We start from the raw sequence: 22,337 nt of genomic DNA on the forward strand, positions 1-22,337 counted from the left end.
CTAGCTGACTCTATATAAAATGCAGAAAATTCACTTTATAATAAAGGTAGTGAAGTGAATTGATGGATTGGAAGTTAGGGGTGGCTAGGATGGTTGCAGAAAAGGAACGAGTGTTAATGGATTTACAAGATGTATTTGAATATGCGTTTGACGAAATTTTTGTGACTGACGAAAAGGGAATCGTTGTGCGTGTAAATAGTACATGTGAAAGGCACTATCAATTAGCGGCTAAAGAGTTAGTAGGTAAACATGTAAAAGAATTGCAGAAGGATGGTATCTTTTATCCATCAGCAACGTTAGAAGTAATTGAAAAAAAGAGACCGATTGAACTTGTTCAAACGACAAAATCAGGAGAGTATTTACACGTTCGTACAAGGCCCGTTTTTGATGATGAGGGAAATTTAAGAAGGGTGATTAGTTACTCTCGTGATCTTACAGAACTTTATCAATTACGTCAAAAGGTAGAAGAAATGGATAATCAGTTAAAAACATATAAAAAAGAATTAAGAGAAACATATGAACATGAAGGACTTATTTTTAAAAGTATCGCTATGCAAAAAATAGTCGAGACAATAAAGAAAGTATCCGTGGTAGATAGTACTGTTCTCGTTTTAGGTGAGACAGGAGTGGGGAAGAGTCGATTGGTGCGTCATTTACATGAAGTGAGTAACCGGAAGAATGAAAGTTTCTATGAAATTAACTGTGCGGCATTGCCAACGAATTTAATTGAATCGGAGCTTTTTGGATACTCAGGCGGATCTTTTACAGGTGCGAATCGTGAAGGGAAAAAGGGACTATTAGAATCAGCGCATAAAGGAACTCTTTTCTTAGATGAAATTGGTGAAATGCCGCTTGAAATTCAAGCAAAACTTTTGCAAGTGTTGCAAGAAAAAACGTTTCGCCCTATAGGTGGAAGAGAATTAAAAAAGGTGGACGTTAGAATTGTAGCGGCAACAAATAGAGATTTAAGTATGATGGTGAAACAAGGAACATTCCGTAAAGATCTATATTATCGTCTGAATGTCATTCCAATTTTAATTCCACCACTAAGGGAAAGAAGCGAAGACATCTTGCCACTCATTTATCATTATTTACACCACTTTAACGAAAAATATGGTCGGAATGTAAAATTAGCGCCTAGTACATTGCAAATGTTTGTTGGTTACCCGTGGGAAGGAAATAATAGAGAAATTGAAAATGTGATTGAGCGAATTGTTATAACTGCTGATGATATCGTTACGATAGAGGATTTGCCAATAGCGATGCAAGAATCAACAGTTGAACAGTCTGGTCAAAGTCTCTATAAAATGTTAGAAGAAGTAGAACGGAATATTATTTTGAAAGCATATAAAACATATGGATCGAGTTATAAAGTAGCGGAGTTTTTAAAAATAAGTCAATCTGCTGCCACGAGGAAAATAAAGAAACTTATAGAGGAGGAAGAGAACATTGGATAAAAAAGCGACGTTTGTAAATGTAGAGAAAAAGGCGATGTATATAAATGGTGAGTGGATTACATTGCAAGAACAAATCGAAGTAAATAATCCAGCAACGAAGGAAATATTTGCGACTGTACCAAAGGGTGGGGTAACAGAGGCAAAGCAAGCCGTTGATGCTGCGCATGAAGCTTTTAAAACGTGGTCTAAGTTAACAGCGGCAGACCGTGCAGCAAAATTAAAAAAATGGTTTACACTTATCGATGAAAATAAAGAAGAGATTGCAGCAATTATGACGAGAGAACAAGGAAAGCCGTTTGCAGAAGCGCTTGGTGAAGTGAATTATGCAAATAGTTTTGTTGAATGGTATGCAGAAGAAGGAAAACGCGTATATGGTGAAATGATTCCTGCTTCTCATCCGAATAAACGTATTTTAGTTATGAAGCAACCAGTCGGAGTTATGGCAGCTATTACGCCTTGGAACTTCCCCGCTGCTATGATTACGAGAAAGGTAGCCCCGGCACTTGCAGCAGGCTGTACAGCGGTTGTAAAACCAGCAAGTCAAACGCCGTTAACTGCACTGAAATTAGCTGAATTAGCTCATGAAGCGGATATTCCAAAAGGTGTAATCAATATTGTAACAGGTAGTGCGAAAGCAATTGCTGATACGTGGATGGAAGATGGACGTGTTCGAAAAGTTTCCTTTACAGGATCAACGGAAATTGGAAAAGAATTAATGGCTAGTGCTGCACAAACGATGAAAAAAGTTTCACTTGAGTTAGGTGGTCACGCACCGTTTATTGTTATGAATGATGCGGAATTAGATAAAGCGGTAGACGCAGTAATCGGTTCGAAATTCCGTAACGCAGGACAAACGTGTATATGTACAAACCGAGTATTTGTTCAGGAAGAAGTGTATGAAGCGTTTGTAGAGAAGTTCCAAAAGGCAGTAGGGCAGTTGAAAGTAGGAGATGGTTTCGGTGATGGAACGACTGTGGGACCACTTATTGACGAGAATGCAGTTTCGAAAGTACAGGAACATATCGAAGACGCTATTCAAAAGGGTGGAACAGTTTTATATGGTGGCCAAAAGGTTGCAGAGCTAGATGGACACTTTATGCAACCGACTGTAATTGGGTTGGCAAATGATACGATGCTTTGTATGACTGAAGAAACATTTGGACCAGTTGCACCAGTTGCGAAATTTAAAACAGTTGAAGAAGTAATTGAACGTGCAAACAATACACCATACGGTTTAGCGGCGTATATTTTCACAAAAGATATTAGTCAAGCATTCCAAATTAGCGAAGCGTTAGAATACGGTATTATCGGATTAAATGATGGACTTCCATCAGTTGCACAAGCGCCGTTCGGTGGCTTTAAAGAGAGTGGCATTGGCCGTGAAGGAGGTCATTTCGGTATCGAGGAATATTTAGAAATTAAATATATTTCATTAGGACTATAAGTAGTATACTAGAGTCTCTATAAGGTAACAGAGAAGGAGATTCTAGTATGGTATATTGGTTATTATTACTCGTAACAATTATTTTTGAAGTAGCTGGAACAATTGCGATGAAATTATCAAACGGTTTAACAAAGCTCGTTCCAAGTGTACTTATTTTCGTATTTTATGGAATTTGTTTCAGCGTATTTGCTATCGTCGTTAAAAAGATTCATTTAAGTATTGCTTATGCCATTTGGTCTGGCGTTGGAACGTTACTTATTACAATCATTAGTGTGTACTTTTTTAAAGAGCATATTAGCTTATTCCAAGCATTTTGTATTCTTTTTATTGTGTTAGGAGTAATTGGACTTAAGGTTTCATCAGCATCATAAAAGGCTATCTTCCGGTGTGGAAGATAGCCTTTTATTTGTATTAAAATGCCCAGTTACCTTTACGGAAGATTGGTTCATGTCTGCCATCAGCTGTAATACCGTCGATATCAAGCTCAGCTGATCCAATCATGAAGTCGTTGTGTGTAATACTAGTGTTTGCACCATTTTCAGCAAGTTCTTCTTTAGACATTGTTTTTCCGCCAACTAAGTTAAATGCATAAGCGCTTCCGATTGCAAGGTGGCAAGATGCGTTTTCATCAAATAGCGTATTGTAGAATAAAATATTTGTATTTGAAATTGGTGAATCATGAGGTACTAAAGCAACCTCGCCTAAGAAGTGAGAACCTTCATCTGTTTCTACTAAATGTTTTAAAGCTTCTTCGCCAACTTCAGCTTTATAATCTACGATACGTCCGTTTTCAAATGTTAACGTGAAGTTATCAATAATATTCCCTGCAAATGCTAACGGTTTTGTGCTACATACTTGGCCGTTTACACCTGTTTTAAGTGGCATTGTAAATACTTCTTCAGTTGGAATGTTCGCCATAAATGGTACGTTCTTTTCATTTAAACTACCAGCACCAGCCCATACATGCTTTTCTGGAAGTTCGATCGTTAAATCTGTTCCAGGGCCTGTATAGTGAAGAGCTTTATAATGCTTTTCATTTAAGTAATCAACTTTTGTATGTAACGTTTTATCATGTTCTTTCCATGCTTCCACAGGATTTTCTAAATCAGCACGAGTCGCTTTAAAGATAGCATCCCATAGTTTTGCTTCTTGTTCTTCTGGCGTTACGTCAGGGAATACTTTTGCAGCCCATTCTTTCGTAGGAACAGAAATGACACACCAGCTTACTTTATCAGCTTGTACGTAATCACGGTATACTTTCATTGCTTCACCAGCTACTTTATGAGCTGTTGCGATACGAGTTGGTTCTACACCTTTTAATAAATCAGGGTTTTCTGCATAAATAGACATAAATGCAGCGCCTTCTTTTGCTAATTCTTCACGAGCGTGTGCTTTCCAAGATGGAAACTCAGCGAATGCTTCTTCAGGAGCTAGATCGAACTTTAAGCGTGTTAACGTCTCATCATTCCAATCCACATATACGTGTTTTGCACCAGATTTATATGCTTTTTCTGTAACGAGGCGTACAAATTGTACAGCTTCAAGAGGTGCACTGATTGATAATGTTTGTCCTGGTTGAATATTAACACCAACATTGACTGCAAGGGCAGCATATTTCTCTAACGTTTGTTCAAATGACATATGTATAATCTCCTTTAATTTGAAAGATTTCTTACTATATATAATACAAGAAAATTCAAAAAATATATATAAATATAGCTTAAAAAGAGAGCTCAAAATATATTGAGCTCTCATCGTTATTTAATCGAAGAAGCAAATTGTTCTACAGTCGTTGTATAGTGTATGCGAACACGCTTCATTTTTAACAACTCATCAGGTTCACCTTTTGTAATGAATTTTCCAGGTTTTGTTGTTGTTGCAAATTGATAATATTTTTTCGTTTCTGCAACGACTTTATCATCTACATGACCGAATGGATAAGCAACTGCGATAACGGGTTTACCTGTTATTTTTTCTAGCTTTTCTTTCGATTCCTTTAATTCTTCTTCATAGTTTGTAATCTTCGGCAAGTCTGCATGTGTTGCAGTATGAGATTGCATAGAGAAAATGCCGGAATCAACCATTTCTTTTATATCAGATGTAGAAAGAGATCCTTCAGCATCAACATTATTAACAATCATATATTCTGTTGCCGCTGGTTTAAATGTATCGTCTTTTAGCTTTTGTAAAACATGAAATGCATTCATATTATTTTTCATACCATCATCAAATGTAACAAAGATAGGTTTATTTACTTTATTTATATCGCCCCAGCATTCAAACGTTAACAGTGTATAACCATTGTCCTTTAAGTGTTTCATTTGGGCTTCAAAGTTAGCAGGTGATACGAATAAGTCTTTAATACCTTGACCGTGATAATCATCGATTGCATGGTACATAAGAACGGGAACCTTTTGCTCAAAAGTAATAGCAGATTTTGTGAGTGGAATGGTTTTCCCATCTTCTTTTATGCCTATTGCTTCAATTTGGAACTCACCGCGTTTTCCTTCAAATTCTTTTATATCAAAAGGAAGTGAAAATTGTTTTTCCTTTTCTTTAGAAGACAAAGATTTAGCAGTTTCCTTTCCATCAGCGGTACGCCAAATTTTATATTGTACCTCAGTTAAAGTATCTTTTATGTCTGTCATATGAATAGTAGTATTTGTAGCTTCGTGTGTAATCGGGTTATAAGAAATTTTACCTTGTTCTTGGACAGTCTCTTCTTGTTTCTTAGTTTCTTGAACCTTTTTCTCTTTTTTAGGCTCTGGACTTACATTGCTAGTATTACAACCTGCTAGAATGGCAGACATACATAAAGCAATTGCTGCATATTTTCTCATAAGATCACCTTCTATTGTGTATTATGTTGCGTACTGATATTTAAAATCCCCACCGCTGTAAGAGAGGTGGGGACATACCCTTGTTCATCATAGCATTTGAAGAAGATGTATGGAATTAGAAAAGTAACAATAGATAAAAAAATCACCTTACTTCAACGAGTAAGGTGATTTTTCATTAAATAAACAATCCAGCGATTGTAGCAGATAAAATAGAAGCAAGTGTTGATGCAAATAGCATTTTCCAACCGAATTTAGAAACAACGCTTCCTTGCTTTTCAGAAAGGGCACGGATTGTACCAACGATTGCACCAATTTGGCTAATACTTGCGAAGCTAATTAAGAATACTGTAACGATTCCAACTGTACGTGGAGCTAATGTTGTAGCTGTGTCTTTTAAATCAAGGATTGCTACAAACTCGTTTAAAACAATCTTCGTACCCATAATACCACCAGCTGGGATAATATCTTGAGTTGGAATACCCATTAAGAATGCGAATGGAGAAAGTACGTAACCGAAGATTTGTTGTAAAGTAACAGCATGTCCCATTGCGCCTGAAGCTGCACTAATTACGTAGTTTACAACTTCCATTACACCAATAAAGGCGATCATTAATGCAGCAACGATACCAGCTACTTTTAAACCATCAAGCGCACCGTTAATCATTGCGCCGATAAAGCTGTCTCCGAATAGAGTTCTATCAAATTTTTGAATCACTTCATCTTCTTTTTTCGTATCAACTGGTGTTAATAACGAACAAACGATTAAGCTTGAGAATAAGTTTAGCGGAAGAGCTGCTAGTACGTATTTTGCATCTAACATCATTACGTATGATGCTGTAACAGAAGCAGAAACGGAGCTCATCGCAGAACAACAAATGATAAACATACGGTTTTTATTGAAATGCTGTAAATCGTTTTTAATAACGATTAACGCTTCACTTGAACCGAAGAATACAGAGTTTACTGCGTGGAATGATTCAACGCGTGGCAAACCAGTAATTTTTGAAATGGCACCGCCGACAACACGAACGATGAATGGTAAAACACCTAAATAACTAAAGATTGAAAGTAGTGCTGAGAAAAATACGATAATTAATAATACGTTTAAGAAAAAGACAAAATCTCTTTGAATTCCATTAAAGAGAAAATCGACACCTGTTGTACCAAGTTTAATTAGTTTGTTGAAAACTTTACTAATGAAAATAATGATTTGTTGACCAACCTTTGTAGCAAACATAAACCAACCGATTAAAATTTGGAAACCAATCATAATTGCAATTGCACGGAAGTTGATTTTACTTTTATTGTTTGACAAAGCAAAACATAAACCTAACACGGCAATAATACCGATAATGCTCATTACATATTGCATGTAGTTGCCCCTTTCAGAAGTTCGTATAAAGTTTGTACATAAAACGCTCGTTGTATTACTAAAAATAAAACAAAGAGGTTTTATGTCATACGTAAGATGTCTGACCTTTTAGAAAAATAAAAATAAAAAAAGACCCATATGGATTCACTTTCATCTATGAGAGAAAGCTAATCAATATGAGTCCTTTTTTGCACATAGGCTAATATTCATTAGTTTTCCCCATAGTCCAGCAATTTAAGGTTGCCGGGTAGAAACTCTCGATCCATATTATCAAGTATATATGAGGTAACATCGTCCGTATTAAATTAGTAGTAGCGTAACATTAACAGAGAACTATCGTCAATAGCTTTTTTTCTTCCAATAGAAAAAGACCATATAAGTATGATAAAATGTAACGCAGTGTTATGAAAAAGAGAGGTCGGAAAATGAGTACTAAAATGACGCCACCAGTTGAGAAAAACGAGTTTATAGATGTAGTATTTGAAGATTTAACACATGATGGTGCCGGTGTTGCGAAAGTAAAGGGATATCCTATTTTCGTTAAAAACGGATTACCAGGTGAAGAAGCGCAAATTAAAATTATTAAAGTGAAGAAAAACTTCGCATTTGGTCGTTTAATGAAGCTTCATACAGAAAGTCCATATCGTAAAGATGCTGAGTGCCCAGTATATAACCAGTGCGGCGGTTGTCAGCTTCAGCACTTAACTTATGAAGGACAATTACAAGCGAAAGAAAAACAAGTACGTGACGTTATGCAGCGCATTGGAGGACTAGATGATGTTCCTGTTCATCCTGTACTTGGCATGAAGAACCCGTGGGTATACCGCAATAAAGCACAAGTACCAATCGGAGAACGTGAAGGTGGGCTTGTAGCTGGTTTCTATCGCCAAGGAACGCATGACATCATTAATATGGAATCATGCTTAATTCAGGCAGAAGAAAACGATACATTAATTCAAGAAGTAAAACGTATTTGTGAAAAGCACGGTATCACTGCATACAACGAAGAGCGTAATAAAGGAACACTTCGTCACGTAATGGCTCGTTACGGACAAGTAACAGGAGAAATTATGCTGGTCTTCATTACACGTACAGCAGAATTACCGAACAAAAAAGCAATCATTGAAGAAATTGCAGCGAAATTCCCAAAAGTAAAATCAATCGTTCAAAACGTAAATACGAAGCGTACAAACGTAATTTTCGGAGACAAAACGACAGTACTATACGGATCAGAATATATTTATGACTTTATCGGGGACATTAAATTTGCGATTTCAGCACGTTCATTCTATCAAGTAAACCCAGAACAAACGAAAGTGCTATACGATAAAACGTTAGAATACGCAAAATTAAACGGTAACGAAACAGTAATTGATGCCTATTGCGGAATCGGATCAATCTCTTTATTCCTAGCGCAAAAAGCGAAAAAAGTTTACGGCGTTGAAATCGTCCCAGAAGCAATTGAAGACGCAAACCGAAATGCAGCACTAAACAACATGACAAACGCTGAATTTGGCGTAGGAGAAGCAGAAGTAGTCATTCCAAAATGGTACAAAGAAGGCGTAATTGCTGACACAATGGTCGTAGACCCACCACGTAAAGGTTGTGACGAAGCATTACTAAACACAATCATCGACATGAAGCCAAACCGCGTCGTATACGTATCATGTAACCCAGCAACATTAGCACGTGATTTAAAAGTACTAGAAGAAGGCGGATATAAAACACAGGAAGTACAACCTGTTGATATGTTCCCGCATACGACTCATGTGGAGTGTGTGGCTTGGCTTAAGTTAGTATAATAGGAAAGCAGTTGATATAGAAAAAATCTATACCACCTGCTTTTTGGTTTACAAAAATACCATTCATAAGCGATTTTAGTTAAAATAAATATTGCTGATTTTCACAAATTATAAATTGAGATTTTGAAATTGTATTCATAGTGAGAGGATTTGAATTTGAAATGATAGATAATTTTTGGCGTGAATTACCACGACCATTTTTCGTACTTGCACCAATGGAAGATGTGACAGACGTTGTTTTCCGTCACGTAGTAAGTGAAGCTGGTCGCCCAGACGTATTCTTCACAGAGTTCACAAACTCAGATAGCTATTGTCATCCAGAAGGTATGAAAAGTGTACGTGGCCGTTTAATTTTTACAGAAGATGAACAACCGATGGTAGCACATATTTGGGGAGATAATCCTGAATATTTCCGTCAAATGAGTATTGGTATGGCAGAGTTAGGATTTAAAGGTATTGATATTAATATGGGGTGTCCTGTACCGAACGTAGCATCAAGAGGAAAAGGTAGTGGCCTTATTCTACGTCCAGATGTTGCGGCAGAACTTATCCAAGCTGCAAAAGCAGGCGGACTACCTGTCAGCGTAAAAACACGCCTTGGCTTTAAAGAGTTAAGCGAATGGGAAGATTGGTTAACGCATATTTTCAAACAAGATATCGCAAACCTTTCTATTCACTTACGTACAAGAGAAGAAATGAGCCAAGTAGATGCGCACTGGGAGCTAATTCCGGAAATTAAAAAATTACGTGATCGTATTGCACCAAATACACTTCTAACAATCAATGGAGACATTCCTGACCGTAAAACTGGGTTGGAACTTGCTGAAAAATATGGCATTGATGGCGTAATGATCGGACGAGGAATTTTTAAAAATCCATTTGCTTTTGAAAAAGAACCAAGAGAGCATAGCAGTAAAGAACATCTAGATCTTTTAAGACTACAACTTGATTTACAAGATCAATATGCAGAAGTATTACCACGCTCCATCACAGGACTACATCGCTTCTTCAAAATTTATGTAAAAGGCTTCCCAGGAGCTGCTGAACTAAGAAATCAATTGATGAGCACAAAATCAACGGATGAAGTACGTGCATTGCTTGATAAGTTTGAGGCGAGTGTTAATGTGGTAGAAGGTAGTGAAACGGTGTAACTCCCCGAAGTAGAGGGAAATGGATTCTATTTATTTAGTTTTGCGTTCTTTTGTAGAGCGTAATAGAAAGAAGACAATTTTATCCCGCTTTAATGGGCAGTAAGACCCCCACCTCAAATTTCAGCGAAAGCAAAGAAGTTAGGTGGGGATCGGGCTGCCCATAAAAGCTCGATTGGTGAGGGCTGATAATCAGTGGGGGATGAAGAAAACCCCCACTGATTAAAGTTTCACTTTATAAATGTATTGAACTAAACAACACCAATATGTTCTCGCTTATATGCTGTATATATGGAGTTTGTAGCTGGTATGTAGAGATAGTTTAAATAGACAGATGGGAATCTTAACTCAGATGAGTAGGGATTCCCATCTGCTTTTTTATTTTAAATTAGCTGAGTTGTATCATAAGTAAATAAATTCTTGGGACTGAAAAATCTTTTATGACCTTTAGTAATAACAACGTATTTATCTTGCAATTTAGTAATAAAAATATTAAATGATTATGCAAATAATTCCTATATTAAATCTATAAAAACCATTATAATAGTGAGAAATATGAAATATTTTGTCGAATTAGTAATAAATACATAGTAAAATGATAGTATTTATTGGTTTTAAATAAGGATTAAAATTTGAATATAAATGGATAATTTCAATGAAATGGAGTTCGTTTTTATGTTGAAGGAACAAACGAGGTATTCTCGACTTGCGAATATAACTAAAATGATTAATACAAAGCTGGATTTGCGTGAAGTTTTAGAGCAAGTCACAATAGCAATTTCTGAAGAAATCGTTCAATGCGATTCTGTGGGTATTTATTTGCCGCAGGAAGATGGGACTTTTAGAGGGTATGTAGGAAAACCGGAAGTTATTAATGGATGGACGTTGGATATGCATGTCATTGATACAGACATTGACCTGCTGGCGAAAGAAGTAATTGAAACAAAAAAAGCCATCTATATACCTGATACATCAAAGGATAGCCGGCCAGATCCGAGAGCAGTGGAAGGGTTTCGAATTAAATCTTTATTCGTCCTTCCTATCTCTTTTGAAGAAGAATTATTTGGTTTAGTTTTTTTATTTGATTATGGAATTCCAATGAATTTAACAGAGTCAGAAATTCAAACTGTTGAAGCATATGTGAATATGGCGGCCGTTGCTATTCAAAATGCGAATAATTTAACTCATAAGGTAAACCTTATTGCTGAAAAACAGCTCTTGCTAGATGTGACACGGGATTTATCTATGTGTTCTTCTATGCAGGAAAGTCTTGATACTTGTTTTTCCTATTTAGGAAAAGTTTTAGACAATTATAATATCGGGATTCATTTACTGGATCCTTTAGCTAAGAAGATAATTAGACCGGTGAAGTTAAGTAAGGATTCAGAATGGAAAGAAGAAGATTGGATTAAGACACATGATAAGATAAAATTTGATAAAAGTAATGATAGAGTCACGCAAGAGGTCATTGAAACAAAAAAGCCAATCTGGATTCCGGATGTTTATGCAGATCCGCGCCCAAATCATGATGTTTGCCGTAATTTTGGTATGAGGGGACTCTTTATGTTGCCATTGGTTTCAATGGGAGAGGTATTAGGGCAAATATCTGTGGTCAACCTAGGAGATAGTAATTTCAATTATTGTGAAGCGCAAATACAGCTTTCACAATCTATTGTTGATGCAACTGCTTCCACGCTATCAAACCTTTTATATATGGAAAAACAGGAGATTATTATCGAAGAGAGGACCTCAGAAATTACGGTTAAAAATAAGGAACTGGAACGAGTAATAACTGAATTACAGCAGCTTAGCCGTGAGAAGGAATTGATTCTCAATTCTGCTGGAGAAGGAATTTTCGGTTTAGACCTTGATGGGAATATTACCTTTTGTAACCCAGCTGGTGCCTCCATGTTAGGTTATGATATAAAAAATGAATTAATAGGAAAACCGTCCAGTATGGTTTTTAACGGAATTGAAGCAGGAAAGAAAAAGCAGGTGGCCTCAGGTTGCGATGGGAATTGGAATCTTTACGATAAAACTGAGCAGTTTTTTAGAAAAGATCAATCCTGTTTTCCGGTGGAGTATGTCATTTCCTCTATAAAAGAAGGGAATGAAATTGTCGGAGAAGTCGTTACCTTTAAGGATATAACCCAAAGGAAACAAATGGAGGAAGAAATAAAATATCATGCTTATTTTGATAGTTTAACAGATTTACCTAATAGAGTTCTACTAAAGGACAGGCTAACTCAAGGGCTGACATATGCTCAATTACATGCTGAAAAATTAGCAGTTCTGTATTTGGATTTAGACAGGTTTAAATTTGTGAATGATACGCTCGGGCATAGCTTCGGTGATCTGCTGTTGCGAGAAGTTGCAAATCGTTTAAGTGCTTGTGTTCCTAAAAGTGCTACGGTCTCGAGACAGGGCGGGGATGAATTTACTATCTATTTACCGAATATCAAAAGTGAAAAAGAAGTGTTAAAGGTAGTAAATTGTGTCATTGATTCTTTTTCAAGACCATTTCAGTTAGTAGATAATGAAATCTATATGAAAACGAGTATTGGTATTAGTATATTTCCTGATAACGGTGATACGACTGAGATCTTAGTTAAAAATGCAGACACGGCTATGTACAAATCGAAAGAAATATCAGGAAGTAGCTATCATTTCTTCAGTGAAGGAATGGATACTAGAACTTTTGAAAGCATCAAGCTAGAAAATGATTTGTATAAGGCATTGGAGCAGGAAGAACTTGTGATTTATTACCAACCGCAAATAAATGGTAAGACGAATAAGATTGAGGGGGTAGAGGCTTTAATTAGGTGGAACCATCGAGAACATGGGATGATACCGCCTGATAAATTTATCCCAATAGCTGAAGAAACTGGATTAATAGTCCCGATCGGTGAATGGGTTCTAAAAGAAGCCTGCAGGCAATTAAAGAAATGGCACGATCAAGGTTTCCCATTAATTAGTATGTCTGTGAATTTATCTGCACGTCAATTTGAACAAAGTGATTTATTTGCCATGGTCAAAAATGTTTTAGAGGAAGTAAATCTATCCCCGAGGTATATACAACTAGAACTCACTGAAAATTTAATTGTTAAAAATACGGAATCAACTTTAAAAACAATGAAGAAATTAAAAGGTCTAGGAATCAACCTCGCTATTGATGATTTCGGGACTGGTTATTCATCTTTAGGTTATTTAAAAAAATTGCCTATTTCAACGTTAAAAATTGATAAATCCTTTGTACAGGACATGACAAAAGATGATGCAGCTATTACGAATACTATTATTACGCTGGCTAAGAATTTGAACCTTGATGTTATTGCTGAAGGTGTTGAGACAAAGGAACAGGTCGAATTTTTATCTGCACGAAATTGTTATTTAATGCAAGGGTATTTTTTCAGCCGTCCTACGATAGCTGAAGACATCGAAAAACTTTTTTTAATAGAGAAATAAATTAAAAATGAATGGAGAATACAAATGAGAGCAGCCCGAAATGTATTAGAATATTTAATAGCTAATGAAGTTAAACATATATTTGGTATCCCAGCCGGTTCTGTAAATGCATTTTTTGATGAGCTATACGATATGCCTGAATTAACACCAATCGTAGCAAAGCATGAAGGAGCAGCATCCTACATGGCTGCCGCTTATGCTAAATATACAAATCAGCTAAGTGTGTGTATTGGTTGTAGCGGACCAGGTGCTACAAATCTTGTAACAGGTGCTGCTAATGCTATGCGAGAGCATTTACCTGTTTTATTCATTACAGGTGCTGTACCTATGAATACGGTAGGCTTAAATGCATCACAAGAATTAGATGTAGAACCAGTCTTCAGACCTGTTACAAAATATAGCGTTACAGTTAATGATGTAAAGGACGTACTTAAAGAAGTCGCAATGGCAATTGAAATTGCTATATCCGGAGTACCAGGACCTGTACATGTTGCGATACCGATTGATATTCAACATGAAAATATAGAAAGTGTTGAAATACCGCCACTTCCTAAAAGACTTCCTATTGTTCCTGATCTAGGCACAATAAAAGAAACAGCTAGAGAATTGGTAAAAAGGGATAAGGGTTATATCTTTGCAGGACAGGGAATAAGAAACTCTGTTGAGTCATTAATAGAGCTAGCAGAACTACTGAATTGGCCGATTATAACAACTCCACAAGCAAAGGGATATATCCCTGAGGACCATCCGCTTTTAGTCGGAGTGTTTGGATTTGCTGGTCATGAGGCTGCTTCCGCATTGATTAATGAAGGGGATGGAAAAGCATTATTGATTGTGGGCTCCAGCTTAGGCGAAACGGCGACAAATAATTATAATGGAAATTTGATAAAAGATCGTTTCTCTGTTCAAATGGATTTTGACCAATCTGTCTTTAATCGGAAGTACAAAGTGGATATTCCAGTACGAGGCGATATAAATTTAAGTTTATTATTGTTAATAGAAGAATTAAAAGCTTTAGGGTTACAAAAGGAAAGTACTGCGCTTATCGTTGAAAAGAAGAAAGAGGAAGAAAATACGGAGGAATATAATACGAAAAATGTTCTTCTGAATCTTCAAAAATGTTTACCGTCAAATACTAGGTATACGATTGATATTGGTGAATTTATGGCGTATGTTATCAACCACATGAAGGTAGTAGATATTGACACCTATAATATTAATGTACATTTTGGTGCAATGGGAAGCGGGATTGGGTCTGCGATTGGCTCAAAACTGGCTGAACCAGAGCGTCCGGTTGTATGTATTACGGGTGATGGTTGCTTTTTCATGCACGGATTGGAAATATTGACGGCGAAGGAATATAATTTACCTATTTTATTTGTTGTGATGAATAATGCCCGTTTAGGAATGGTATATCACGGTCATTCATTACAATTCCGTAGAACTCATCCATCCTTTGAACAGGAATCAATCAATATTAGTGCAATGGCCGCAGCTATGAATATACCAAGTTATAGAGTCAATGAATTAGAAGATATCAATCAAGATGTTATAAACGGCTTAATGAATTCAAATGGGCCAGCAATTCTAGAGGTTGCCTTAGTTGATAATAATACTCCTCCTATGGGAGATAGAGTTAAATTTTTATCGTCTTTTGGAAAATAAGGTTGTTTTATTCACTAATAAAAAAATCATATAGGGATTTCCTATATGATTTTTTTATAAAGATTGATATGAATCGTGAATTACCTTAAGAATTGTTCCGATGATCTGCCCTTTAAATTCGTCTGGAATTGCTTCTCCAGATGGATTTGAGTAATTGTAACATCCCGCCCTTTCATCGCAAGAGAATCCAAAGTTTGTTAATGATTGCTTTAGGTCCTTCGGCAATTCTTCTAATCCAGTTTGTTCAGTGAAATAGTCAGTAAGAAAAACCTTTACATCGACATCCCCTAATCCAGTATGAACAACAAATAAGTCTTGTTCATCCCTAATAACCCACTGATCTTTAGAAAATAAAGAAATTCTTGCCCCTTCTAAAGAGGATATTGCATCTAGGTTAATACCAAAAATTTGATTGATAAGTTGGCGGATTTCTATTCCTGTGGCCTTTCTTCCGTAATGGGTGAGAGTAGAATCTATGGCCATTATAGCAATATTCTTAGTTGAGGAACCTGCTCTTGCCATTATCCATTCTTTTGATAGGACAGGCTTAGTTGTTAAATCAAATTTGAAAATGGACATTACAATGTTACAAATATCGGTACTGGTTATTTTTCCTTGGTGAGAATCAAGATGTTTGTCCATTAATTCTACTTTGTTCACTCGGTCTACACCTTTTTCTAACATTTACCAAAAACTCCAATCATAAAAGTAAAGTATGTTTTTTTATCAATAACATAGAAAGAGTTGAAAAAATTCTTGCCCTTCCGCTAAAAATATAGACTGGATATTCTCCACTTAACTGAAAGCCCTTAAAACGCTGTTATTCTATTATACTAATTAATACCTGTGTATTGTTATAAAAAAATAATATAGGTAAGGGTGACTCAAAAAGTATTCAAATCTCTTCGTAGATTTAATCCCACAAGCATTAATCCACCTAAGACTACAAAACCTCCCTCTAAAATGTTAAAGTAGTAACTTGACGACATTCATTTATACATGCTAAAAGCATTACTATAATCAACATTTCAGGAGGAAACCCAATGGCAATGAGCAACAACGATATATTAAAAAGAGTACGATACGCTTTAGATATAAAAGACATAGATATGGTAGAAATCTTTAAACTTGGCGGGATGGAAGTAACGAAAGAAGACGTAGTTGATATGCTTACCAAAATAAAGAGAGCTCCTCAGCATGAAGCTGAAAATGATGAGGTAGCTGAAGATGAGTACGTATTAACATGCGATATGATGATGTTAGAGGCATTTTTAAATGGATTTATTACTTTAAAAAGAGGAAAACAAGATCCGAAACCAGGGCAGCCTGCACCTGTACAAAGCAAAGAGAGTGCCAATAATCTTCTTTTAAAGAAAATGAAAATTGCACTATCTTTAACGAGTGAGGATGTACTTGATATATTAGATAGCGTGGGCGTTACGGTAACAAAAGGAGAGTTAGGCGCTCTGTTAAGAAAAAAAGGCCATAAAAATTACAAAGAGTGCGGCGATAGATACGCAAGGAACTTCATTAAAGGATTAGCTGTAAAGTATAGAGGATAATGAGTTCGTTAAAGCAGTAAATGATATAATAGGTAGAGTAGGACGTTTGTATCCTACTCTTTTTTATTTGTAAAATAATACGTTAGGTGATGAAATGGTACATACATATTTAGGTGAGACAATTAACTTTCATATAACTTATAAGAAGAAAAAGTCAGTGCGTCTTTTTGTAGATTCGTACGGAAATGTGGAAGTACAGGCTCCGAAAGGGACACCTGTTGAATACCTAGTCCAGTTGCTAGAGGAAAAGTGGGATTGGATTCAGACAACTCGTAAGGAAATGGCGGAGCGAGCGCGTGGACCACAGGAAAAGGATTACGATCAAGGAGAAGGCTTTTTGTATTTAGGGAATACGTATCCGATACAGATTTCCCAAGATGCAAGCATTGAGCAAGACAATGCAATTTTTGAAGAGGATAAGTTACATATTTATGTGAAAGAGCTTAAGGATGAGAAAATACAACAAGCTTTAAAACGATTTTATTATAAGCAGTGTAAAACTTTAGTAGAGAAGAGCATTAAAGCGCATCAAAGTAATTTCAAAACAAAACCACGTTCTATTCGTATTACAGATAGTAGTCGTACTTGGGGTACTTGCGATTCGAATTTACAACTAACATTCAACTGGAAGCTAGCAATGGCACCACAGCGGGTAATTGATTATGTAGTCATTCATGAAATGTGTCATATGGTTCATTTAAATCATGATCGCTCTTTTTGGCGTCTTGTCGGGAAAATCATGCCTGATTATAAGGAAATGGAGAACTGGTTAGCATTATCTAGTTGGAAGATGACGGTTTAATTATTAATTTGGAATAAAATCAAGTAGAACCCTAATACATTAGGGTTCTTTTTGCATATGAATTATCTTCCGAACTTTACAATAAAAGTATCTTCTGTTTTTTCCATCTCATACCCACGATACCCCTCCGAAAGCAATGCCTGTTGTTTCCCAGCATCACTCATCAGAATATGCTTAACATCTGTCCAATCTCTTTCTTTATCACTGCGCAATTCCTTCACAAAAACATACCGCAGACTCCCACCATACTTTTCCTTCAGCACAGCAATCTCCATCCCTTGCGCAAATTTATCTTTCAAACTCGGAATGTTAAAAGGAGCAACGGTGCAGCATACATAATCATATTTGCTATCTTCTTTTTGCAATTCTTCCATAATGACTTTTGCTAATATTTTTTGCACCCCATTTCCTCGGCAGTTCGGATGAACGTTTGAGATTTCTTGATAGATGACGCGGTGCAGTTCACTTTCTGGTAAGCCGATATCAAGTCCTAAATGTTCATCGTCGATAGGAGGGACGAGTAGGGCACGAAATGCGATGAGTTCGTTTTCGATAAAAGCACCGATCATCATGCCATTTCCTTCTAGAATGTATTGAAATTCTTCTTGTGAAAGTGGTTGTAAACGGCTTTTATCTTCTAGTGCTTCAACTACAACGTTCTGTAGTAATAAAATTTGTTCGATGTGCTCTTTGGATAGTAATGTAACATGAAATGGATCGTTATTTTGTTTTAATGATCCTTTGTATAGAACTGTCATGCGTTAGTCCTCCTTTAGCGTAAAACGTCTTGAAATACAGTTAGTTCTTGTAGTGTATCTTCGTTTATTTCAATGCCGAGTCCGGGCTTTTCGTTTAAGCGAATGAATGGCACATCGTAATGTAAGTTTCCGATGTCTTTTGTGAATTTTAATGGTCCTGTTAACTCGACGCTCGTAATGATTTTTTTTGAGAAAGCGACATGGAATCCTGCGGAAGAGGCAACAGATGATTCGACCATTGACCCCACTTGGCATTCAATGCCGGCCATTTCAGCTTGATGAGCGAGCTTTACAGCTGGATATATGCCGCCGCATTTCATTAGTTTTATATTCACTTTATCAGCAGCTTCTAATTTAATAATTTGGCGCATTTCACGAGAACTTTTTAGTCCTTCATCAATCATAAGCGGGAGGTCTGTTTTAGAACGTATATGAGCCATGGCATCAATATCGTCCGCGATAACAGGTTGTTCAATCCAGTCAATGTTTAAATGTCCTAATGAACGTAGTGCTGTTAATGTGTTCGCGCTATTTTTCCAGCCTTGGTTTACATCAACGCGAATCGCAATATCATTTCCTACACGTTCACGTACCGCTTCAATTCTTTTTACATCTTCTTTTACATTTGTACCGACTTTCATTTTGAAAGATTGGTAACCTTTCTGAATCATAGAGAAAGCTTCTTCAGCCATTTCTTCTGGATCTGCGATACTTAAGACGTGAGTGACAGGAAATTCTTCATGGTAGCGCCCGCCAATTAATTGATATATAGGTTGATTTAGTTTTTTGCCCATTATATCAAAACAAGCAATATCTATTGCAGCTTTTGCAGTAGGAACACCGTAAATTGTATTGTCCATCATATCGTGCATTTTCTCGATATTCATTGGATTTTGCCCGATAAGAGCAGGAGCAAGTGTATATTTTAAAGTATGGAAAGTACTTTCCCATGATTCGCCTGTAACGTGATCATCAGCAACGCCTTCACCGTAACCGATAATGCCTTCATCTGTTTCCATTTTGACGATAATAGAAGGCATATCGGAATAAGAGCCATAACTAATAACAAACGGATTGCGAAGCGGTAAACGAATTGCATAAAGATGAATAGCTGTAATTTTCATTAGGTAGAGACCCCTTTCTGTTTACAATAGTTTTGTACATTTGATATAGTTGACGTTAAATAGTCGTTAATTAATGATAAGGAGTTAGAGAAATGATGATAAAAATTGCAGTTGTCGGTTCAAAAGAGTTTATGGAGACACTTTTACCTGTTGCTCATAAACTAGAAGAAATAGAGATTGATCCATATATTTATCTTCATCCGGCAGAATCTTCTGAACTATTAAAGCGTTTAAAGCCTTGTGATTTCATCTTTTTCTCAGGTGCTTTACCTTATTATATGGCAAAAGAAATAAGAGAACAATTACGAATTCCGAGTACGTACTTACAGCAAGACGAGACAACCATCGCATCTTCCATTCTTTCTGTCATGTATCACCAAGGTATTCAACCACATCAAATCTCAATTGATTTAGTAGACCGTTCCTTCATTACAAATGTGTTCCATGATATCGGCATAAAAGAAAAGCCACAAGTGTTTGATTATAAAAATATGCTGTGGAGTAAAGATGAAATAAATAAGGTTATTGATTTTCATGTAGCTAAATATCAATCTGGAGAAGCTCATTTAGCTTTAACAAGTATTCACGCTGTCTATGATGAACTTCAAAAAATAGGTATTCCTTCAGAGCGTATGATAGACCCGAAGCAATCTATTATACTTGGGTTAAAAGATGCAAAAATAAAAGCTGAGTTAGCAAGAAGCCATTCAGCTACTGTTGGTGCTTGTATTATTTCTTCTTTAGAATTACGAGATGTTTTGCTTGAGCAATTAGATGTCATTTCAAAAGAACTACGTGGTTCATTTAAAACAATTGATGAAATGACGTTCATTTTGTATACAACTCGTGGTGATATTGAATCCATTATAAAAACAAATATGATAAATAATTTATTTGCGAGTATAGAGGGAACGATAGCTATTGGATTTGGTTATGGAAAAACTGTGAAAGAAGCGGAGCAAAATGCTAAAATCGCCCAAGGTTTCGCGAAGAATAATCCAATAGATCACTGTTTTTATATACTAACAAGTGATAAAGAACTATTTGGTCCGTTCCCGAAAGAACAGAGAGTACAAAGTTTGAAGAACGATAACCCGGAACTAATGAAAATAGCGAAGGAAACGAAACTTAGCCCAGCAAACTTATCAAAAATTATTCAATTTAGTCAATCACATCCGTCATTGAAGTTTACAGCAGCAGATCTTTCTGAATACTTACAAGTGACTCGGCGATCAACTGAAAGGTTATTAAAGAAACTAGTTGATTATGGGTATGTTCATATTTGCGGCGAGGAAATGCCTTATCAACAAGGGCGTCCTCGCGCAATATACGAACTGAATTTACCGTTATCTTTAAGCTTCTAATTGAGCTTTTTGTTTTTTTAGTAGTTCCGCTTTTTCAATGTCAGATAGTTTCGTAATTGTGAGACCAGTTATACCGTAAATAATCGAGATAATAGGTACGATGAAATTCAATATAGCATAAGGAGCATATTCGAAAGCACCTACGCCGAGTGTTGCGAGTATAAATACACCGCATGTATTCCAAGGTACAAAAACAGAAGTTAATGTTCCGCCATCTTCTAATGCTCTGGATAAATTTTTAGAATGTAGTCCTTTTTCTGTGTATGCATTCGCGTACATTCTTGAAGGAACAACAATCGAAATATATTGTTCAGAGCAAGTAAGGTTTGTTGCAAAGCAAGATGCGATAGTTGAAGCGATAAGTCCTTTTGCTGATGTCGCTAATTTTAAAATTTGATTTACAATGGAGCGAAGAATACCTGTATGTTCTAATACTCCTCCGAAAGTCATAGCGACAATGGTCATAGAGACGGTATTCATCATAGAACTTAAACCACCACGATTAAATAGCTCGTCTACTAGCTTGTTGCCAGTGTCTATGACGAATCCACTTTGGAGTGCAGCAACAGCTGATGAGACAGAACCACCTTGAATAAAGACTTGTGATAAAAATCCTAAAATAATACCTACGAGAATAGCTGGTATAGCAGGAACTTTTTTAGCGACCAATACCATAACGACTACAGGTATGATTAGTAGGAAAGGCGAGATAACAAAGTTTTGCTGCAATACTTGTAACGTTTGCTCGATACTTTTGGCATCAATATTGTTAGCGCCGAAGCTTCTTCCTAAGAACGCATAAACGATAAGAGTAATAATTAAACCTGGAATTGTAGTAAATAACATATGACGAATATGTGTGAATAAATCTGTATTTGTTAATCCTGCGGCTAAGTTTGTTGTGTCTGAAAGCGGTGACATTTTATCGCCGAAATAAGAACCGGAAATGATAGCACCGGCAACCATTGGAGCTGGGATTCCCATACTAAGGCCAATGCCCATTCCTGCAACACCAATTGTGCCCATTGTAGACCAAGAGCTACCAATAGCTAATGCAACAATAGAACAAATAATTGTAATTGAAACTAAAAATAGTGATGGAGTTAATAGATTTAAACCGTAATAAATCATTGTTGCGACGATTCCACCACCAATCCAAGCGCCGATCGTTAAACCTACTAGGATAATGATAACGATAGCGGGTAATGCGAGGCGAATTCCTTTATACATTGCTTCTTCAATGTCGTTCCATTTGTAACCGTAACGCCAAGCGACGATAGAAGCAACGGTTGTACCGATAATAAGTGGGACGTGAGGGCTTTGTTTTAATACAACAATTGTAACCATCATAACTGCAACTGTAATGATGATAGGGATCATGGCTACACCAAAAGGTATTTCTTTTTTCATAAATGTCCTCCTTGTTATGTTTGTTTGTATTTTTAGAATTGTCGTAAAATAGACGTTTATTAGGTTATGATAACTAAAAATATATGTAAGCGTCAACGCAAAAGACAGAAAATAAGTAATATTC

General features: G+C 36.4%; 17 protein-coding genes and 1 riboswitch. Of the genes, 10 read left to right on the forward strand and 7 right to left on the reverse strand.

Features of this window, described 5'->3' with window-relative positions; all coding sequences use genetic code 11:
* Positions 1-89: 89 nt before the first annotated feature.
* Genes EKQ63_RS03525 through EKQ63_RS03535 form a run of 3 tightly spaced genes read left to right on the forward strand, consistent with a single transcriptional unit; the run spans position 90 to position 3,272 of the window.
* Complete coding sequence (locus tag EKQ63_RS03525) at positions 90-1,457, forward strand: sigma-54 interaction domain-containing protein (RefSeq protein ID WP_029437212.1); 1,368 nt, start codon at positions 90-92, stop codon at positions 1,455-1,457.
* The gene (gene gabD / locus EKQ63_RS03530; protein ID WP_143880726.1) at positions 1,450-2,901 is read left to right on the forward strand and encodes an NADP-dependent succinate-semialdehyde dehydrogenase; all 1,452 of its coding nucleotides are present in this window, start codon (positions 1,450-1,452) and stop codon (positions 2,899-2,901) included. Before EKQ63_RS03525 ends, gabD begins: the two co-directional genes overlap by 8 nt.
* Positions 2,902-2,948: 47 nt before the next feature.
* Complete coding sequence (locus tag EKQ63_RS03535) at positions 2,949-3,272, forward strand: DMT family transporter (RefSeq protein ID WP_000263262.1); 324 nt, start codon at positions 2,949-2,951, stop codon at positions 3,270-3,272.
* Between the two features lie 40 nt (positions 3,273-3,312).
* Here EKQ63_RS03535 and EKQ63_RS03540 read toward each other — a convergent pair whose 3' ends face one another.
* The 3 genes from EKQ63_RS03540 to EKQ63_RS03550 form a co-directional block, all read right to left on the reverse strand.
* On the reverse strand, positions 3,313-4,542 hold the full coding sequence (locus EKQ63_RS03540) for an aminopeptidase (RefSeq protein ID WP_087964064.1): 1,230 nt from the start codon (positions 4,540-4,542) through the stop codon (positions 3,313-3,315).
* A 116-nt stretch (positions 4,543-4,658) separates the two neighbouring features.
* The gene (locus EKQ63_RS03545) at positions 4,659-5,741 is read right to left on the reverse strand and encodes a polysaccharide deacetylase family protein (RefSeq protein ID WP_143880727.1); all 1,083 of its coding nucleotides are present in this window, start codon (positions 5,739-5,741) and stop codon (positions 4,659-4,661) included.
* Between the two features lie 175 nt (positions 5,742-5,916).
* Complete coding sequence (locus EKQ63_RS03550; RefSeq protein ID WP_048553273.1) at positions 5,917-7,113, reverse strand: NupC/NupG family nucleoside CNT transporter; 1,197 nt, start codon at positions 7,111-7,113, stop codon at positions 5,917-5,919.
* A gap of 202 nt (positions 7,114-7,315) precedes the next feature.
* A riboswitch (purine riboswitch) is annotated at positions 7,316-7,417 on the reverse strand.
* A 121-nt stretch (positions 7,418-7,538) separates the two neighbouring features.
* Here EKQ63_RS03550 and rlmD point away from each other — a divergent pair.
* The 4 genes from rlmD to EKQ63_RS03570 all read left to right on the forward strand — a co-directional run bounded on the left by rlmD (position 7,539) and on the right by EKQ63_RS03570 (position 15,193).
* The gene (gene rlmD, locus EKQ63_RS03555; RefSeq protein WP_087951973.1) at positions 7,539-8,915 is read left to right on the forward strand and encodes a 23S rRNA (uracil(1939)-C(5))-methyltransferase RlmD; all 1,377 of its coding nucleotides are present in this window, start codon (positions 7,539-7,541) and stop codon (positions 8,913-8,915) included.
* Between the two features lie 161 nt (positions 8,916-9,076).
* A complete protein-coding gene (locus EKQ63_RS03560) occupies positions 9,077-10,066 on the forward strand; it encodes a tRNA dihydrouridine synthase (RefSeq protein ID WP_087951974.1) in 990 nt (329 codons plus the stop codon).
* 672 nt (positions 10,067-10,738) lie between these two features.
* Positions 10,739-13,528, forward strand: coding sequence for an EAL domain-containing protein (locus EKQ63_RS03565; RefSeq protein WP_087994631.1), 2,790 nt, complete (start codon positions 10,739-10,741; stop codon positions 13,526-13,528).
* Between the two features lie 24 nt (positions 13,529-13,552).
* Complete coding sequence (locus EKQ63_RS03570) at positions 13,553-15,193, forward strand: thiamine pyrophosphate-binding protein (protein ID WP_143880728.1); 1,641 nt, start codon at positions 13,553-13,555, stop codon at positions 15,191-15,193.
* A 54-nt stretch (positions 15,194-15,247) separates the two neighbouring features.
* On the opposite strand, the gene EKQ63_RS03575 is transcribed toward EKQ63_RS03570, so the two are convergent.
* Entirely contained in the window at positions 15,248-15,877 is a 630-nt protein-coding gene (locus EKQ63_RS03575; RefSeq protein WP_143880729.1) for a hypothetical protein, read from the reverse strand.
* A 359-nt stretch (positions 15,878-16,236) separates the two neighbouring features.
* On the opposite strand from EKQ63_RS03575, the gene EKQ63_RS03580 reads away from it, so the two are divergent.
* Positions 16,237-16,755, forward strand: a complete 519-nt coding sequence (locus EKQ63_RS03580; protein ID WP_087951978.1) for a YehS family protein — start codon at positions 16,237-16,239, stop codon at positions 16,753-16,755.
* 94 nt (positions 16,756-16,849) lie between these two features.
* Complete coding sequence (locus EKQ63_RS03585) at positions 16,850-17,557, forward strand: M48 family metallopeptidase (protein WP_087951979.1); 708 nt, start codon at positions 16,850-16,852, stop codon at positions 17,555-17,557.
* A 62-nt stretch (positions 17,558-17,619) separates the two neighbouring features.
* On the opposite strand, the gene EKQ63_RS03590 is transcribed toward EKQ63_RS03585, so the two are convergent.
* Together EKQ63_RS03590 and EKQ63_RS03595 are read right to left on the reverse strand one after the other, a co-directional pair.
* The gene (locus EKQ63_RS03590) at positions 17,620-18,315 is read right to left on the reverse strand and encodes a GNAT family protein (protein ID WP_087951980.1); all 696 of its coding nucleotides are present in this window, start codon (positions 18,313-18,315) and stop codon (positions 17,620-17,622) included.
* 14 nt (positions 18,316-18,329) lie between these two features.
* A complete protein-coding gene (locus tag EKQ63_RS03595; RefSeq protein WP_087951981.1) occupies positions 18,330-19,439 on the reverse strand; it encodes a mandelate racemase/muconate lactonizing enzyme family protein in 1,110 nt (369 codons plus the stop codon).
* Between the two features lie 92 nt (positions 19,440-19,531).
* Between EKQ63_RS03595 and EKQ63_RS03600 the strand changes: the two genes are divergently transcribed.
* The gene (locus EKQ63_RS03600; RefSeq protein ID WP_087951982.1) at positions 19,532-20,803 is read left to right on the forward strand and encodes a transcriptional regulator; all 1,272 of its coding nucleotides are present in this window, start codon (positions 19,532-19,534) and stop codon (positions 20,801-20,803) included.
* Here EKQ63_RS03600 and nhaC read toward each other — a convergent pair.
* Positions 20,792-22,213, reverse strand: a complete 1,422-nt coding sequence (nhaC, locus tag EKQ63_RS03605) for a Na+/H+ antiporter NhaC (protein ID WP_000711544.1) — start codon at positions 22,211-22,213, stop codon at positions 20,792-20,794. The two genes, EKQ63_RS03600 and nhaC, sit on opposite strands and share 12 nt — an antisense overlap.
* Positions 22,214-22,337 lie beyond the last annotated feature (124 nt).

The sequence above is a fragment of the Bacillus sp. BD59S genome, assembly GCF_007363175.1.
Lineage (GTDB): Bacteria > Bacillota > Bacilli > Bacillales > Bacillaceae_G > Bacillus_A > Bacillus_A pacificus.

What these genes read in the sequence shown, in the direction of transcription:
- EKQ63_RS03525 (WP_029437212.1), top strand. Translation starts at nt 90, where the DNA reads ATGGTTGCAGAAAAGGAACGAGTGTTAATGGATTTACAAGATGTATTT.
- EKQ63_RS03535 (WP_000263262.1), top strand. Translation starts at nt 2,949, where the DNA reads ATGGTATATTGGTTATTATTACTCGTAACAATTATTTTTGAAGTAGCT.
- EKQ63_RS03540 (WP_087964064.1), bottom strand. Translation starts at nt 4,542, where the DNA reads ATGTCATTTGAACAAACGTTAGAGAAATATGCTGCCCTTGCAGTCAAT.
- EKQ63_RS03545 (WP_143880727.1), bottom strand. Translation starts at nt 5,741, where the DNA reads ATGAGAAAATATGCAGCAATTGCTTTATGTATGTCTGCCATTCTAGCA.
- EKQ63_RS03550 (WP_048553273.1), bottom strand. Translation starts at nt 7,113, where the DNA reads ATGCAATATGTAATGAGCATTATCGGTATTATTGCCGTGTTAGGTTTA.
- rlmD (WP_087951973.1), top strand. Translation starts at nt 7,539, where the DNA reads ATGAGTACTAAAATGACGCCACCAGTTGAGAAAAACGAGTTTATAGAT.
- EKQ63_RS03560 (WP_087951974.1), top strand. Translation starts at nt 9,077, where the DNA reads ATGATAGATAATTTTTGGCGTGAATTACCACGACCATTTTTCGTACTT.
- EKQ63_RS03565 (WP_087994631.1), top strand. Translation starts at nt 10,739, where the DNA reads ATGTTGAAGGAACAAACGAGGTATTCTCGACTTGCGAATATAACTAAA.
- EKQ63_RS03570 (WP_143880728.1), top strand. Translation starts at nt 13,553, where the DNA reads ATGAGAGCAGCCCGAAATGTATTAGAATATTTAATAGCTAATGAAGTT.
- EKQ63_RS03575 (WP_143880729.1), bottom strand. Translation starts at nt 15,877, where the DNA reads ATGTTAGAAAAAGGTGTAGACCGAGTGAACAAAGTAGAATTAATGGAC.
- EKQ63_RS03580 (WP_087951978.1), top strand. Translation starts at nt 16,237, where the DNA reads ATGGCAATGAGCAACAACGATATATTAAAAAGAGTACGATACGCTTTA.
- EKQ63_RS03585 (WP_087951979.1), top strand. Translation starts at nt 16,850, where the DNA reads ATGGTACATACATATTTAGGTGAGACAATTAACTTTCATATAACTTAT.
- EKQ63_RS03590 (WP_087951980.1), bottom strand. Translation starts at nt 18,315, where the DNA reads ATGACAGTTCTATACAAAGGATCATTAAAACAAAATAACGATCCATTT.
- EKQ63_RS03595 (WP_087951981.1), bottom strand. Translation starts at nt 19,439, where the DNA reads ATGAAAATTACAGCTATTCATCTTTATGCAATTCGTTTACCGCTTCGC.
- EKQ63_RS03600 (WP_087951982.1), top strand. Translation starts at nt 19,532, where the DNA reads ATGATGATAAAAATTGCAGTTGTCGGTTCAAAAGAGTTTATGGAGACA.
- nhaC (WP_000711544.1), bottom strand. Translation starts at nt 22,213, where the DNA reads ATGAAAAAAGAAATACCTTTTGGTGTAGCCATGATCCCTATCATCATT.